The organism is Faecalicatena fissicatena (genome assembly GCF_016900595.1).
Taxonomy (GTDB): domain Bacteria; phylum Bacillota; class Clostridia; order Lachnospirales; family Lachnospiraceae; genus Claveliimonas; species Claveliimonas intestinigallinarum.
In genome coordinates this window covers 99,713-114,487 of the sequence record NZ_JACLYY010000009.1, presented here as the reverse complement: position 1 = coordinate 114,487, position 14,775 = coordinate 99,713, and the positions used below count along the sequence as shown (strand labels likewise).

The following is a 14,775-nucleotide window of genomic DNA, read 5'->3' as shown; positions in this document are numbered from 1 at the left end:
TAAGAAAATGCAGGCCGGGGTGATTTGACCCTTGCGAACGGAGGAAAAGAAAATATGGAAGGTGTAGTATTGACAGCCGCGAACTGGCCCATCATAGGGCAGATCGCGGATCTGCTCGGTATAGTCATGAATTTTATCTATGAGATACTGGATAAAATTCTCCCCTCAGACGTAGGTCTGGTAGGATTGTCGATCATTCTGTACACAATACTCGTGTATATGATCATGATGCCGCTTACCATTAAGCAGCAGAGAACATCCAAGATGACTACGGTCATGAACCCTGAACTTCAGGCAATCCAGAAAAAGTACAAGAACAAGAGAGATCAGGCATCCCAGATGAAGATGCAGGAGGAGATGCAGCAGGTATATGACAAATACGGAACATCCATGACAGGAGGATGTCTCCCCATGCTCCTGCAGATGGTACTGCTGTTCTCACTGTACCCGGTGGTTTACCAGATGGAGAAATATGTACCTGCCATCAAGGACGCTCCGGCGGATGTGCAGAAATTCCTGACCATTCCGGATTTGTCCCTGTCACCTATGCAGATGTTTGCTGACAGAGCGCAGATCTCTGAGCAGTTCGGCGTGTCGGCAGTGGTACTTGTCATCACAGCTATCGCCCTTCCGGCTATATCTGTCCTGACACAGTTCCTGAGCATGAAGCTCTCACAGGCTCTCTCTGGACAGGCTATGGACAAGGACAACCCGATGTACAGCACCATGAGGACAATGAACATTACGATGCCTCTGTTCTCACTGTTTGTCGTTGTATCACTTCCGGCTGGTCTCGGTCTTTACTGGATCATCAGCGCCGTGGTAAGATGTCTGCAGCAGATATTTATCAACAAACACCTGAAGAAGATATCTGTGGACGAGCTCATCGAGAAAAATAAAGAGAAGGCTGCCAAGAAGCGTGAGAAGAGGGGCGAAAGGGCAGAGAAGATCAATGCCATGGCCCAGACAAACACGAGAAGCATCCAGAGCAAGGCAAAGACATCTGTACAGACAGACAAGGCGAAGGAAGAGAAGCTTCAGAAGGCTGCCAACAACAAAAACACGGCAAAAGAAGGAAGTCTTGCTTCCAAGGCAAATCTGGTCAAAAAGTACAACGAAAATAATTAGAACATAAGAAGGGACTTTTTCTTAGATGAAGAGGTCCCTCTAAGTGGATATAGGGAGGGAGAACATAATGGAAGGCAGACGCACAGAAGAGATTACAGTATCGGCAAAGACACTGGATGATGCCATCACAGAGGCTCTTGTTCAGCTTGGAGTGACAAGCGACAGACTGGAATATGATGTCATTGAAAAGGGAAGTCCCGGATTTCTCGGAATTGGCATGAAGCAGGCTGTGATCCGGGCCTGGAAAAAGGAGGATCCCCAGGAGGAGACTGTGGACGAGATCGCGGAGGAGCTTATAAAAGAGGCGGTTCCAAGCGATATCACTCTGGACGTAAAAGAGGAAAAGGAGTCGAAGAAGCCTGGAAGAGAAAACAGAGAGCCAAAGAAAGCCCCTCAGAAAACAGGCAAGAAGGAAACAAAAAAAGAGTCAAAGAAAGAAAATAAATCCGAAGATAAGCCGGCGATCAAACGCGAGACAGAGCTTGCAAAGGTGGAGGACGTTACCATCAGTGAGTGTGAGAAATTCCTTCACAGCGTTCTTGAGGCTATGCACATGGATGTGGAGCTCCACTCTGAGCTTGACGAGGAGGGCGCTCTTGCCATTGATATGAAGGGTGACAACATGGGAATTCTCATCGGTAAGAGAGGACAGACGCTTGACTCCCTCCAGTATCTTACAAACAGGGTTGCCAACAAGATGCAGGCCGGCTATGTGAGAGTGAAGCTGGACACAGAGGATTACAGAAGGAGAAGAAAAGAGACTCTTGAAAATCTGGCAAAAAACATTGCCCACAAGGTGAAGAGAACAAGAAAGCCGGTTACTCTTGAGCCAATGAATCCCTATGAGAGAAGGATCATCCACTCTGCTCTGCAGGGAGACAAAAATGTAACAACACACAGCGAGGGCGAGGAGCCTTACCGCCGCGTAGTAGTGACACTGGTGAGAAAATAAAAAGAAGGCAGAGGTTTTAACCTCTGCCTTTTTAACTCCGGGGAAAGGAGAAACGAGGATGTACAGTGAAAGCAGTACCATCGCCGCCATATCCACCTCCATGTCCGAGGCTGGCATAGGGATTGTAAGGATGAGCGGGGAGGAGTCATTTGAGATTGCGGACAGGATCTACAGAGGAAAAAGGAACAAGAAGCTCTCAGAGCAGAAATCCCACACGATCCACTACGGGTATATAGAGGAAGACGGGGAGACCATAGACGAAGTCCTTGTCATGCTCATGAGAGGGCCTCACACCTTTACCGGCGAGGACACAGTGGAGATCAACTGCCACGGCGGAGTCTACGTCCCCCGAAGAGTGCTGGAGGCGTGTCTGCGGGGAGGGGCCAGGCCGGCCCAGCCGGGTGAATTTACAAAGAGAGCCTTCCTGAACGGCAAGCTGGATCTCTCCCAGGCGGAGGCGGTCATCGACGTGATCCAGTCCCGGAATGACTACGCTCTGAAGAGTTCTGTCAGTCAGCTGAAGGGAAGCGTGAAGAGGAAGGTGGAGGAGATACGCAGCAAAATCCTCTATCACACTGCCTTCATTGAGTCTGCCCTGGATGACCCGGAGCATATCAGCATAGACGGGTACGGACAGACTCTGGAGAGGGATGTTGAGGAGCTGCTGGATGAAATTCAGAGACTTCTGGACTCTGCGGACGACGGCCGTATCATGAAAGAGGGAGTGCAGACCGTGATCGTGGGAAAGCCCAACGCGGGAAAGTCCTCCGTACTGAATATGCTCCTGGGAGAGGAGAGGGCCATCGTCACAGATATAGCCGGAACTACCAGGGATATCCTGCAGGAGCACATGAATCTGCACGGTATTTCCCTGAACATTGTGGATACGGCGGGGATCAGAAAGACCGACGACAAGGTGGAAAAAATCGGTGTGGACAGAGCCCTGAGCCAGGCCAGGGAGGCGGATCTCATCATTTACGTGGTGGATTCCTCCCTGCCCCTGGATGAAAACGACCGGAAGATCTTCCGGTTTATCGCCGGAAAGAAATCCATCATTCTTCTCAATAAATCGGACCTGGCACGAAGGACAGGAGATGAGGAGATCCGGCAGATGTGCAGGGAGCAGGGAATGGAAGAGCCCCCTGTCCTGTCTGTCTCCGCAAAGGAGGAAGAGGGGATAGAGGAGTTGGAGCAGGCTGTGAAGGAGATGTTCTATCACGGCGACATTTCCTTTAACAGTGAAGTGTATATCACAAACGCAAGGCAGAAGCATGCGCTGGAGAGCGCACGCCAGAGCCTGGAAAAGGTATTGGAGAGTATTCATATGGACATGCCGGAGGATTTTTATTCTATAGATCTGATGGATGCCTATGAGTCTCTTGGAACGATCACAGGAGAGACAGTAGGAGAGGATCTTGTCAATGAAATTTTCAGTAAATTCTGTATGGGAAAATAAGGATCACTATGACGTGGCGGTTATCGGGGCCGGCCATGCCGGCTGTGAGGCTGCCCTTGCCTGCGCGAGGCTCGGGCTTCGGACCATTGTGTTCACGGTCAGCGTGGACAGCATTGCCCTCATGCCCTGCAATCCGAATATAGGGGGAACCTCAAAGGGACATCTGGTGCGGGAGGTGGACGCCCTGGGAGGAGAGATGGGAAAGGTCATTGACCGCACTTTTATCCAGTCCAAGATGCTCAATAAGTCAAAGGGCCCTGCCGTTCACTCTCTTCGGGCTCAGGCCGACAAGGCCCTCTACAGCAGGACTATGCGCCAGGTTCTGGAAAATCAGGAGAACCTGGAGATCAAGCAGGCGGAAGTGGTGAACATCCTGACAGAGGATGTGGATGGCAGAAAAAAAGTGACCGGCGTGCAGACCTACTCCGGCGCCATTTTCCGGTGTCAGGCAGTCGTGCTCTGTACAGGCACCTACCTGAAGGCCAGGTGTATCTATGGGGATGTGAGCACCAACACAGGCCCCAATGGCCTCCAGGCCGCCAACTATCTGACAGAGTGCCTGAAGGAGCTGGGCATAAGGATGTATCGCTTCAAGACAGGGACTCCTGCAAGGATTGACAAAAATACAGTGGATTTCAGCAGGATGGAGGAGCAAAAAGGGGATGAGAGGATTGTTCCCTTCTCCTTCACGACAGATCCGGACAGCATCCAGAAGGATCAGGTCTCCTGCTGGCTCACCTACACGAATGAGAAGACGCATGAGATTATCAGGAAAAATCTGGACAGATCACCCCTGTTTTCCGGCATGATAGAGGGAACCGGACCAAGGTACTGTCCCTCCATCGAGGACAAGGTGGTGAAATTTGCGGACAAAAACCGGCATCAGGTCTTCATAGAGCCGGAGGGACTGGAGACAAACGAGATGTATATAGGCGGTATGTCCAGCTCTCTGCCGGAGGATGTGCAGTATGAGATGTACCGCTCTGTCCCCGGACTTGAACATGCCAGGATCGTGAGAAACGCCTACGCCATTGAGTACGACTGCATTGACGCCAGGCAACTTCGTCCCACCCTGGAATTTCGCGCCATAGACGGACTTTTCAGCGGCGGTCAGTTCAATGGCAGTTCCGGCTACGAGGAGGCGGCGGCGCAGGGACTTCTGGCGGGCATCAATGCGGCCAGGAAGCTGCAGGGGAAAGAGGGCATTATCCTGGACAGGGCGGAGGCCTACATCGGTGTGCTTGTGGATGACCTTGTCACCAAGGAGAGCCATGAGCCCTACCGGATGATGACCTCCAGGGCAGAGTACCGCCTTTTGCTCAGGCAGGATAACGCGGACCAGAGACTGACCAGGAAGGGCTACGAGATCGGTCTCATAGACAAGGCGAGATACGACAGGCTGCTGAAAAAGGAAGAACTTATCCGCAAGGAGACGGAGCGCCTGAAGAAGACCTATGTGGGAACTACGGAGGAGGTACAGAATCTTCTGGAGGAACACGGGAGCACACCCCTCACATCCGGCTGCAACCTGGCGGAGCTCATACGTCGGCCAGAGCTGTCCTACGAAATCCTCACTCCTCTGGACAGTGACAGACCAGAGTTCCCCGATGACCTTAGAGAAGAGGTACAGGAACAAGTTAACATAAATATAAAATATGAGGGATACATCTCCAGACAGAAAAAACAGGTAGAGCAGTTCAAAAAGATGGAGAACAAGAAAATACCGGAAGATATCGACTATGACAAGGTGAAAAGCCTGCGCATAGAGGCCGTGCAGAAGCTGAAGGAGTATCAGCCCGTGTCATTAGGACAGGCATCCCGCATATCCGGGGTCTCGCCGGCGGATATTTCCGTGCTTCTTGTCTATATGGAGCAGTTGAAAAGATAGAGAGTAATAACAGCAGGAGATTTTATGGAAGAGAGAATATTTGATAGAAAACTGAATCAGCTTGGGATCGTCCTGACGGAGGAAATGAAGGAGCAGTTTGACAGGTATTATGAGATGCTTGTGGAGTGGAACAAAGTGATGAATCTTACAGGGATCACGGACTATGACGAGGTAAATGACAAGCATTTTCTTGACAGCCTGGCTATCGCGAAGGTGCAGGATATGGGGAAGATATCCACAGTGATTGACATTGGAACGGGAGCCGGCTTTCCGGGGATTCCCCTGAAGATCGTTTATCCCCACCTGAAGGTCACACTTCTGGACTCTCTAAACAAGAGAATTAAATTTTTGAACTGTGTGATCCAGGAGCTTTCTTTGGAGAATATCACTGCTCTTCACGGAAGAGCGGAGGATTATGCGAAAAAGGCAGAGTACAGAGAAAGCTATGATCTCTGCGTGTCCAGGGCAGTCGCCAATCTGGCAACTCTCTCAGAGTACTGCCTTCCCTATGTAGAGAAGGGAGGGCTCTTTATCTCCTACAAATCCGGGGAGATCGATGAGGAGCTGCAAAGGTCGGAAAAGGCGTTTTCCATCCTTGGAGGAAAGGTTGAGTCGGTAGAGAAATTCTGCCTGCCGGACAGTGATATTGCCCGATCCTTTGTGAAAATCAGAAAAGAAAGAAATACTCCCGGTAAGTTTCCCAGAAAAGCCGGACTTCCTGCAAAAGAACCGCTGCACTAGCAGCGGTTCTTTTTATATCTATACTTATATATTTACCTCTATCCTATACTTTTCTCTATTCTATATTGAGGCAGATCTTTATTTGTTCCAGCAGCTTGTCTGGCGTCTCAAGCTGCGGCAGATACCCGGCTTCTGAAAGGCTGAATATCTCGATTGAGGGGAGAAGCTTTTGATATTCTTCAGCTTCGCTTTTATTCTTCTCGTCTGTCCCTGTTATAATAAATATGCTGTTGGAGAGATCCTTCAGATACAGCATTATATTTGCAGTCAGATAATTTCCGCTGAGGCTTGCAAACAGATACTTGGATGATGAATTTCCATAGTGAGCGGTCTCGTAGTAAGTCATAATATCTTCGTGTCTGATTTTACTCTTATCGAAGAAGTAGTGTTCTCTGAAAAGCTTCTCTATATTATCCTTTCTGACAAGTATGTTGTAGAGAAGGGTTCCAACAAGAGGCAGGAGAATGAGTTTTGTCAGTATACGACTCCTGTTGGTAGGAATATGGGCTGTCGTATATATATCAGCTGGGTTTATCATAATAATATTGCCGATGATATTGCTGCTGTTTTGACAGGCACCCAGAATAAAGGAGGAGGATTGTCCGGTTACAATCACATCACTCTTCTCTTTTATAATGTTTTTGATAAAGTCGTTAACGAGTTGCACATACAGATAGTTTGTGTATGTGAGATTGGGCTTTTCAGAGCGCCCGCACCCAAGGAGATCCAGTGTATAAACAGTCCTGCTCTCTGAAAGAGTCTTGACAATATTTTTCCACTCGTACTCTGAACTTGAGGTGTTTAAATCATGTATAAGCAGTACAGGAGTACCCTGTCCCTGTTTTGTGTAAAATATTTTGCCAAATTTCCAGTCATAATAAGTCTCGGTTTCGGGTTTAAGTAAATGATCTATTGTAGCCGAAATATATATTGCCTTATTTATAAGATGTATGCCAACGGAAGTTGCCCCGGCAAGAACAGTTGTAATAGTAAGGACCTTTTTCCAACTCATGAGAATTCTCCTTTCCATGATTATACTAATAGTTTATCATATCTCAGGACAGAACTAAAGGAATATCTGAATAAAATGTTTCACGTGAAACATCAGAACCTGCTGTTTGAATTTTAGACTTAACCAGAAATAAAAAATATCCAAAAGCAATATGTTTCACGTGAAACATTTATGGAAAACAGAAAAAATATGTTTCACGTGAAACATATTCTGGAATATGGAAGAGAAAGGTGATATACTATTAATAATCACTGAGAGAGGTAAAACAAAATGGGAAGAATAATAGCAATCGCCAATCAGAAAGGCGGAGTTGGAAAAACAACAACAGCCATCAATCTTTCAGCATGTCTTGCGGAAAAAGGAAAAAAAGTTCTTTCAATCGATATGGATCCCCAGGGGAATATGACCAGCGGATTGGGCGTTGACAAAGACAGCGTTGAAAAGACAGTGTATGATCTCATTATAGGTGAAGCACAGATAGAAGAGATAATCTGCAAGAATGTATTGGAAAATCTGGATGTTCTGCCGACAAATATAGATCTTTCAGCTGCTGAGATAGAATTGATAGGTATTGACAACAAGGAATACATCATTAAGAATGAAGTTGATAAAGTAAAAGACAACTATGATTTTGTTATTATCGATTGTCCGCCTTCCCTGAGTATGCTGACGATCAATGCGATGACGACGGCAGACTCGGTACTTGTACCTATTCAATGTGAATACTATGCACTGGAAGGTTTGAGCCAGCTCATACATACGATAGAGCTTGTGAAAGAACGTTTGAATTCAAACCTGGAAATAGAAGGTGTCGTATTTACAATGTATGATGCCAGGACAAATCTTTCTCTTCAAGTTGTTGAAAACGTGAAGGATAATTTAAACCAGAATATCTACAAGACGATTATACCAAGAAATATTCGGCTGGCAGAGGCGCCCAGCTATGGTATGCCTATCAATCAGTATGACCCAAAATCATCCGGAGCTGAGAGCTACAGACTTCTTGCGGATGAAGTGATAGAGAGAGAAGAGTAGCACTAAAAAAGTGGAGGAAACATATGGCGGCAAAAAGAATGGGGCTGGGAAAAGGGCTGGATAGTCTGATCCCAGATAACAAATCTGCGAAGACGCCGAAGACGGAAAAAAAGAAGGCAGAGGAGACCGCAGAACTGAAAAGCGGCGAGCAGATGATGAAGATCAATATGGTGGAGCCTAACAGGGATCAGCCGAGAAGAAATTTTGAGGAGGATGCGCTCCTTGAACTGGCTGACTCCATTAAACAGTACGGTGTGCTCCAGCCTCTGATCGTCAGAAAGAGAAATGATTACTATGAGATCATTGCGGGCGAGAGAAGATGGCGGGCCGCAAAAATGGCGGGAGTAAAGGAAGTTCCTGTCATTATAAAAGAATATAATGAGCAGGAAATCCTGGAGATCGCGCTCATTGAGAACATTCAGAGAGAAAACCTCAATCCCATCGAGGAAGCTATGGCCTTTAAAAAACTCCTTGAGGAGTTCAACCTGAAGCAGGATGAGGTGGCGGAGAGAGTCTCAAAGAGCAGAACGGCTGTCACAAACTCTATGCGTCTTCTGAAGCTGGATCAGAGAGTACAGCAGATGATCATAGACGATATGATCAGCACAGGGCATGCGAGAGCGCTTCTCGCCATCGACGACCCGGAGCAGCAGTATGCACTGGCCAACAAGATCTTTGATGAGAAGTTGAGCGTCCGTGAGACTGAAAAGCTTATCAAGGAGATCAAAAACCCGAAAAAGCCCAAAGAAAAGAAGGCTGTTGAGAACGCCTTCATATATGAAGACATAGAAGATAAGATGAAGCAGGTACTGGGAACAAAGGTTCATGTGGCGTCAAAGGGAAAAGGAAAAGGAAAAATAGAAATAGAATATTATTCGGACAAGGAATTAGAACGCATGTTCGACATGATCATGTCCATAGGAAAAGGAGAACAGATTTAATGGAAAGCGCAATCTTGGCAAAATTGGGGATTGATCCGGCATTTATCTTTCTTTTTATGCTGATACTGATCATTGCCCTTTTTGTACTGTACGTGAATGTCAGTATGAAATATGACCGGCTGAAAAACAGCTACAACTCGTTTATGAAGGGGAAAGATGGAAAGACTTTAGAGGAGAGTCTCCTCTCCAAATTTTCTGAGATAGACGGGCTTGCAAAGCTCACTAAGCAGAACAGACAGGATGTCAAGGACATTTACCGCAAGATGGAGAAGGACTTCAAAAAAGTCGGCATCGTCAAGTATGACGCATTTAACGAGATGGGCGGCAAACTGAGCTTTGCCCTGGCCATGCTGGACGGGAACAACAGCGGATGGGTGATCAACGCCATGCACAGCAGAGAAGGCTGCTATACCTATATAAAAGAGATCGTCAAAGGAGAGAGCTACGTGGAGTTGGCAGAAGAGGAGACGGAGGCTCTTGACCGCGCGATCTTCAGCGAGGCCTACAGCATGGATGTAAAGGAAACAAAGGACAACAAGAAGAGAACGAATAAGAGTGAAAAGGATGAGGTGTAAGAAATGCTTGATATCAAATTTGTAAGAAATAACCCGGATGTAGTAAAAGAGAATATAAAAAAGAAATTCCAGGATGAGAAGCTTCCCCTTGTGGATGAGGTTCTGGAGCTGGATAAGAGAAACAGGGAGATCAAGCAGGAGGTAGAGGCCCTGCGAGCTGAGAGAAACAAGATTTCAAAGGAAATCGGCGCCTGCATGGCACAGGGAAAGAAGGAGGAGGCCGAGGAGCTGAAGAAAAAAGTCCAGGTCAACGCCGACAGAGTGGAAAGCCTTTCTGCTGAGGAGAAGGATGTGGAGGCAAACATCAAAAAGATCATGATGACTATTCCGAATATCATCGATCCCTCTGTACCTATCGGAAAGGATGACAGCGAGAATGTGGAGATTGAGAAGTTCGGCGATCCGGTAGTTCCGGATTTTGAGATTCCTTACCATACAGATATCATGGAGAGCTTTAATGGCATCGATCTGGAGAGCGCCGGAAGAGTGGCCGGAAACGGTTTCTACTATCTAATGGGAGACATCGCCAGACTTCACTCCGCAGTCCTGGCCTATGCCAGAGATTTCATGATTGACAGAGGATTTACCTACTGCGTTCCTCCTTTCATGATCAGAAGCAATGTAGTGACAGGCGTTATGAGCTTTGCCGAGATGGATTCCATGATGTACAAGATCGAGGGAGAGGATCTGTACCTCATCGGTACAAGCGAGCACTCCATGATCGGAAAATTCATCGACACGATGCTGGAGGAGGATCAGCTTCCGCAGACCCTCACATCCTACTCACCCTGCTTCCGCAAGGAGAAGGGAGCACACGGCATCGAGGAAAGAGGTGTCTACAGGATCCATCAGTTTGAGAAGCAGGAGATGATCGTTGTCTGCAAGCCCGAGGACAGCATGATGTGGTATGATAAGCTGTGGCAGAACACAGTGGATCTGTTCCGCTCTCTTGATATCCCCGTGCGCACGCTGGAGTGCTGCTCCGGCGACCTGGCGGATCTGAAGGTGAAATCCTGCGACGTGGAGGCGTGGTCCCCGAGACAGAAAAAATATTTTGAGGTAGGAAGCTGCTCCAACCTTGGAGACGCTCAGGCCAGAAGACTTGGCATCCGCGTAAAGGGAGCAGACGGAAAATATTTTGCCCACACACTGAACAACACAGTAGTAGCGCCGCCGAGAATGTTGATCGCCTTCCTGGAAAACAACCTGCAGGCAGATGGCTCTGTGAGAATTCCGGAAGTGTTGCGTCCCTACATGGGCGGCCATGATAAGATTGAAAAGAAAAAATAAAGGTGACAGATGCATAAATATTTAAGGTCAATTGGTTATGGCTGTATCAGGTCAAGGACAGAATTAAATGAATTTCTGAAGAGGATAGAAAGCGACTATACCTGCCATGAACTGGTTTCTCTTGACGAGGAAGCAGACTTCTGCGAATATCAGAGAGAATGTGGGGCAGGTATAGGAGTTGCCGTGTGCGGGGATATGGATATGCGCGAGACATTTTACAGACAGTACTATTATCCCTATTTCATCGGAAGCGGCATCTCCTCCTACGCGGACATCGTCGTCGAGAAGCGGATGGACCGGGAGGCCTATGTGGGAATCTGCGAGGATGTGAAGGTGGGCGTCAGCCTGATCTTCCACCTGCAGAACACTGTGGAGTACATCGAAGAGAGACAGCTCTCCGGAGACAGACTGAAGTTTGGCTCCGTGACGCTGGCGGGACTTTGCAATTCCGGCACCGTCCTTCTTCCTGTCATGAAGAGCAAGGAGATGGAGCAAAGAAGGCGGGAGGAGTCCCGAAACCGGATGATGCTCCTGAGCGCGGCCAGAAACGGAGACCAGGCCGCCATGGAGAGTCTGACTCTGGACGACATTGACATCTATACAAAGGTTTCCAGGCGGCTTGTGACAGAGGATGTGTTCAGCATCGTGGACACCTATTTCATGCCCTACGGGGTGGAGTGTGACAGATACTCCATCCTGGGGGAAATCCTGAGTGTACATAGGATCCAGAACCAGGAGACAGGGGAAGACCTCTATGTCATGAAGCTGGATGTGAACGAGCTGGAGTTTGACGTCTGCGTGCCGGCAAAGAATGTCTTCGGCGAACCGGCCCAGGGACGCCGGTTTAAGGCGAACATGTGGCTCCAGGGAAGGATCAATTTCTAGAAATTGATCCGGAAATTGAAAATAACTGTTGATTTTAGACCTGCAAGATGCTAAAATATCTAAGTACGGTATAAATACAGTTATGTTCCCTTAGTAAAATGGATATTACGGATCCCTCCTAAGGATCAAGTGCAGGTTCGATTCCTGCAGGGAACGGGATGAGGACAGAGCTTCTGCGTTTGTGGGGGCTCTGTTTTTTTACAGTAGGGAAAACTTCTTTGTTCCCGGAAGAAAAAAGTTTGACTTCACATTCCTATTACAGCAAAATACAAACATAAATATATTGATCTTGAACCCATTTTAAACAACTCATATTTTGATGCTGACAAGGTGCTGGACAGTATGAAGAAAGTGAAGATGAGTATGATTAATATAAAAAATTTTAAATCTAAAAATAACCTGGTCAGGTTCCGAAAAACCGACCAGGTTATTTTTATTTCTCTTTTCCAAGTCTCTCCTCCAGTTCCCTGCACAGCCAAGGGATCTGGGACTCGAACTCCGCGCCGTACCATCTGGCCTCGGACGACCTAGCGGTGACTTCAATGCAGGCCACCACATAGTCTGCTGACAGGGAAAGGGCATCGCCCAGGGAGAGCCCCCGCATCAGTCCGCCGAAGGCGGTGGAGGAATAGAGATCCCCTGTACCGTGATAGCTCTGAGGACATTTTTTTGTAAAGTAGGAAAAGGCGTTCCCCTTGCTGTCCAGGCTGGCCACCCCGAGTCGGTCCGGCTCATAGCTGACTCCCGTGAGGACCGCTGCGCCGCATCCCAGCTCCAGGAGCCGCTGCAGAAGCTCTGTGATGTAGGAGTCATCATACTCGGTCCGGTAGGGCATGCCGGTGAGAAGGCATCCCTCGGTGATGTTGGGGAGGATTACATCCGCACCTGCGCAGACCTTTGCCATGGAGGCAGGGAAGCTCTCGTCAAAGGCAGGGTAGAGCTTTCCGTTGTCCGCCATGGCAGGATCCACAAGGATCAGGTTCTTCTCTGTGCGGAACCGATTAAAGAACTCTCTGACCTGACCGCACTGCTGGCCGGAGGCCAGGTACCCGGTGTAGATCCCGTCAAAGAAGATGCCCTCCTTCTCCCAGGCATCGGAGATGGGATCGATCTGGTCAGACAGATCCTTGCAGGTGAAATTCCGGAACATGGTGTGGGTGGAGAGAACCGCCGTGGGGAGGATGCCGCACTCCACGCCCATAGCTGAGATGACAGGGAGGGCCACTGTGGTTGAGCAGCGCCCCACACAGGAAATATCCTGAAGAGTAACAATTCGTTTCATGACTAAATACCGCCTCCTGATCTGTAGATTGTATTGGAAATATAACAGAAAGTGAACTGGTCAGCAATAGCCAAAACTGTAAAAAGTGACCAGTCCAGTTTGCGGCAGGGAGAAATCATGCTATACTGAAGCTATCAGAGATAAAAGACGAAATGAGACAGAAACAAATACATTTCAGGAGGTGGAAGGAATGGCAAAGTACAGATGCACGGTGTGTGGGTATATTTACGATGAGGAGCGGGAGAAAGCGCCTTTCTCCAGGCTGAAGGAGTGTCCTGTCTGTCACCAGCCCACGGAGAAGTTTGCGGTCTACGAGGAGGAGCAGGGTGCGGAGCCGCCCCGGGAAAAGGAGCTGAAACTGGACTATCCGAAGGAGTTTGTGCGCAGGGACGAGTCCTGCAGGTACATGAAGGAAATTCACGAGATGGCAGTGACTGGGAAGAGCATCTCAGCTTCCATGGGAACGGAGCTGCCTATGCCGTCCTGGGAAGATATTCTCATTCTGGGAGCCCAGCTGGATCCCATGCCTCTGGATGAGAACGCGCCTGTCCGGACGACCACAGTGATCGGAAAGCATGCGGCCAGGCCTCTGATGCTGGAAAATCCGGTCTATGTATCCCACATGTCCTTTGGCGCCCTCTCCAGGGAGGCAAAGGTGTCCCTGGCAAGAGGCTCGGCCATGGCAGGAAGCGCCATGTGCTCAGGAGAGGGGGGCATACTCCCGGAGGAGATGGAGGCAGCCGACAAGTACATCTTTGAGTATGTGGGCAACCTCTACAGCGTAACGCCGGAAAATCTGAGAAACGCGGATGCCATAGAGATCAAGATCGGGCAGGGGACAAAGCCGGGCATGGGGGGCCATCTCCCGGGGGAAAAGGTGACCCGTGAGATCAGTCAGGTGAGGAATAAGCCTATGGGAAAGGATGTGATCGCGCCATCCAGATTTCCCGGCATTGAGACAAAGGAGGATTTGAAAAATCTGATCACTCAGCTGCGATATGCCTCCGAGGGGCGGCCCATCGGCGTGAAGATAGCGGCCGGAAGGATCGAGAGGGATCTGGCCTTCTGCGTGTACGCGGAGCCGGATTTCATCACCATAGACGGGAGAGGCGGGGCAATCGGATCCTCTCCGAAGCTCCTGAGAGACTCTGCCAGTGTGCCTACCATCTATGCCCTCCACAGGGCGAGAAAATACCTGGACAGCATCCACTCGGACATCAGCCTTGTCATCACCGGCGGACTGAGGGTGTCCTCGGATTTCGCCAAGGCTATCGCCATGGGAGCGGACGCGGTGGCAGTGGCGTCCGCGGCCCTCATTGCCATGGCTTGTCAGCAGTATAAGATCTGCGGAACAGGCATGTGTCCCATGGGCATCGCCACCCAGGATCAGGACCTGCGGGCACGGCTCCACGAGGATGCGGCGGCAGCCAGGGTGGCCAACTTTCTGAACGTCTCCCTGGAGGAGCTGAAGATGTTCGCCCGGATCACAGGGCATGCGGATCTCCATGACCTGTCTGTGGAGGATTTGTGCACCATCAGCCGGGAGATCAGCGAGTACACAGACATCCCCCACGCATAATTTCCTGCCAG

At 49.0% G+C, this 14,775-nt stretch carries 14 protein-coding genes and 1 tRNA gene; 13 read left to right on the top strand and 2 right to left on the bottom strand.

The window, feature by feature from the left end:
* The first annotated feature begins 54 nt into the window (after positions 1–54).
* The 5 genes from H7U36_RS10425 (at position 55) to rsmG (ending at position 6,165) form a co-directional block, all read left to right on the top strand.
* Complete coding sequence (locus H7U36_RS10425) at positions 55–1,128, top strand: YidC/Oxa1 family membrane protein insertase (RefSeq protein WP_033126065.1); 1,074 nt, start codon at positions 55–57, stop codon at positions 1,126–1,128.
* Between the two features lie 67 nt (positions 1,129–1,195).
* Positions 1,196–2,080, top strand: coding sequence for an RNA-binding cell elongation regulator Jag/EloR (jag, locus tag H7U36_RS10420; protein ID WP_033126066.1), 885 nt, complete (start codon positions 1,196–1,198; stop codon positions 2,078–2,080).
* 58 nt (positions 2,081–2,138) lie between these two features.
* A complete protein-coding gene (gene mnmE / locus H7U36_RS10415) occupies positions 2,139–3,536 on the top strand; it encodes a tRNA uridine-5-carboxymethylaminomethyl(34) synthesis GTPase MnmE (RefSeq protein WP_191493541.1) in 1,398 nt (465 codons plus the stop codon).
* Complete coding sequence (gene mnmG / locus H7U36_RS10410) at positions 3,502–5,424, top strand: tRNA uridine-5-carboxymethylaminomethyl(34) synthesis enzyme MnmG (RefSeq protein ID WP_191493542.1); 1,923 nt, start codon at positions 3,502–3,504, stop codon at positions 5,422–5,424. The genes mnmE and mnmG overlap by 35 nt, the downstream gene beginning before the upstream one ends.
* 24 nt (positions 5,425–5,448) lie before the next feature.
* Positions 5,449–6,165, top strand: a complete 717-nt coding sequence (gene rsmG / locus H7U36_RS10405; RefSeq protein WP_138304823.1) for a 16S rRNA (guanine(527)-N(7))-methyltransferase RsmG — start codon at positions 5,449–5,451, stop codon at positions 6,163–6,165.
* A 55-nt stretch (positions 6,166–6,220) separates the two neighbouring features.
* Here rsmG and H7U36_RS10400 read toward each other — a convergent pair whose 3' ends face one another.
* Positions 6,221–7,177 carry an alpha/beta fold hydrolase gene (locus H7U36_RS10400; protein WP_033126070.1) on the bottom strand — a complete coding sequence of 319 codons (957 nt, stop codon included), beginning with the start codon at positions 7,175–7,177 and terminating at the stop codon, positions 6,221–6,223.
* A 270-nt stretch (positions 7,178–7,447) separates the two neighbouring features.
* Here H7U36_RS10400 and H7U36_RS10395 point away from each other — a divergent pair, with 270 nt between their 5' ends.
* The 7 genes from H7U36_RS10395 (at position 7,448) to H7U36_RS15590 (ending at position 12,434) form a co-directional block, all read left to right on the top strand.
* Positions 7,448–8,212 (top strand): ParA family protein, encoded by a 765-nt coding sequence (locus H7U36_RS10395; RefSeq protein WP_033126071.1) that lies wholly within the window; start codon positions 7,448–7,450, stop codon positions 8,210–8,212.
* A gap of 23 nt (positions 8,213–8,235) precedes the next feature.
* Entirely contained in the window at positions 8,236–9,153 is a 918-nt protein-coding gene (locus H7U36_RS10390) for a ParB/RepB/Spo0J family partition protein (RefSeq protein ID WP_033126072.1), read from the top strand.
* The gene (locus H7U36_RS10385) at positions 9,153–9,728 is read left to right on the top strand and encodes a DUF4446 family protein (RefSeq protein WP_033126073.1); all 576 of its coding nucleotides are present in this window, start codon (positions 9,153–9,155) and stop codon (positions 9,726–9,728) included. Before H7U36_RS10390 ends, H7U36_RS10385 begins: the two co-directional genes overlap by 1 nt.
* A 3-nt stretch (positions 9,729–9,731) precedes the next feature.
* Positions 9,732–11,018, top strand: a complete 1,287-nt coding sequence (gene serS, locus H7U36_RS10380) for a serine--tRNA ligase (protein ID WP_033126074.1) — start codon at positions 9,732–9,734, stop codon at positions 11,016–11,018.
* Positions 11,019–11,027: 9 nt separating this feature from the next.
* Complete coding sequence (locus H7U36_RS10375) at positions 11,028–11,903, top strand: DUF3881 family protein (RefSeq protein ID WP_191493543.1); 876 nt, start codon at positions 11,028–11,030, stop codon at positions 11,901–11,903.
* Between the two features lie 84 nt (positions 11,904–11,987).
* A tRNA-Arg gene (locus H7U36_RS10370) sits at positions 11,988–12,059 on the top strand.
* A gap of 93 nt (positions 12,060–12,152) precedes the next feature.
* Positions 12,153–12,434: a DUF7724 family protein gene (locus H7U36_RS15590; protein WP_456298514.1), complete on the top strand. Its 282-nt coding sequence runs from the start codon at positions 12,153–12,155 to the stop codon at positions 12,432–12,434.
* On the opposite strand, the gene H7U36_RS10365 is transcribed toward H7U36_RS15590, so the two are convergent.
* Positions 12,337–13,185: a pyridoxamine kinase gene (locus tag H7U36_RS10365; protein ID WP_191493499.1), complete on the bottom strand. Its 849-nt coding sequence runs from the start codon at positions 13,183–13,185 to the stop codon at positions 12,337–12,339. The two genes, H7U36_RS15590 and H7U36_RS10365, sit on opposite strands and share 98 nt — an antisense overlap.
* A gap of 190 nt (positions 13,186–13,375) precedes the next feature.
* Between H7U36_RS10365 and H7U36_RS10360 the strand changes: the two genes are divergently transcribed.
* A complete protein-coding gene (locus tag H7U36_RS10360) occupies positions 13,376–14,764 on the top strand; it encodes a glutamate synthase-related protein (RefSeq protein WP_205156102.1) in 1,389 nt (462 codons plus the stop codon).
* Positions 14,765–14,775 lie beyond the last annotated feature (11 nt).

Excerpts from the sequence above, each read along its gene's own strand:
- H7U36_RS10425 (WP_033126065.1), top strand. The coding sequence starts at position 55 with ATGGAAGGTGTAGTATTGACAGCCGCGAACTGGCCCATCATAGGGCAG.
- jag (WP_033126066.1), top strand. The coding sequence starts at position 1,196 with ATGGAAGGCAGACGCACAGAAGAGATTACAGTATCGGCAAAGACACTG.
- mnmE (WP_191493541.1), top strand. The coding sequence starts at position 2,139 with ATGTACAGTGAAAGCAGTACCATCGCCGCCATATCCACCTCCATGTCC.
- mnmG (WP_191493542.1), top strand. The coding sequence starts at position 3,502 with ATGAAATTTTCAGTAAATTCTGTATGGGAAAATAAGGATCACTATGAC.
- rsmG (WP_138304823.1), top strand. The coding sequence starts at position 5,449 with ATGGAAGAGAGAATATTTGATAGAAAACTGAATCAGCTTGGGATCGTC.
- H7U36_RS10400 (WP_033126070.1), bottom strand. The coding sequence starts at position 7,177 with ATGAGTTGGAAAAAGGTCCTTACTATTACAACTGTTCTTGCCGGGGCA.
- H7U36_RS10395 (WP_033126071.1), top strand. The coding sequence starts at position 7,448 with ATGGGAAGAATAATAGCAATCGCCAATCAGAAAGGCGGAGTTGGAAAA.
- H7U36_RS10390 (WP_033126072.1), top strand. The coding sequence starts at position 8,236 with ATGGCGGCAAAAAGAATGGGGCTGGGAAAAGGGCTGGATAGTCTGATC.
- H7U36_RS10385 (WP_033126073.1), top strand. The coding sequence starts at position 9,153 with ATGGAAAGCGCAATCTTGGCAAAATTGGGGATTGATCCGGCATTTATC.
- serS (WP_033126074.1), top strand. The coding sequence starts at position 9,732 with ATGCTTGATATCAAATTTGTAAGAAATAACCCGGATGTAGTAAAAGAG.
- H7U36_RS10375 (WP_191493543.1), top strand. The coding sequence starts at position 11,028 with ATGCATAAATATTTAAGGTCAATTGGTTATGGCTGTATCAGGTCAAGG.
- H7U36_RS10365 (WP_191493499.1), bottom strand. The coding sequence starts at position 13,185 with ATGAAACGAATTGTTACTCTTCAGGATATTTCCTGTGTGGGGCGCTGC.
- H7U36_RS10360 (WP_205156102.1), top strand. The coding sequence starts at position 13,376 with ATGGCAAAGTACAGATGCACGGTGTGTGGGTATATTTACGATGAGGAG.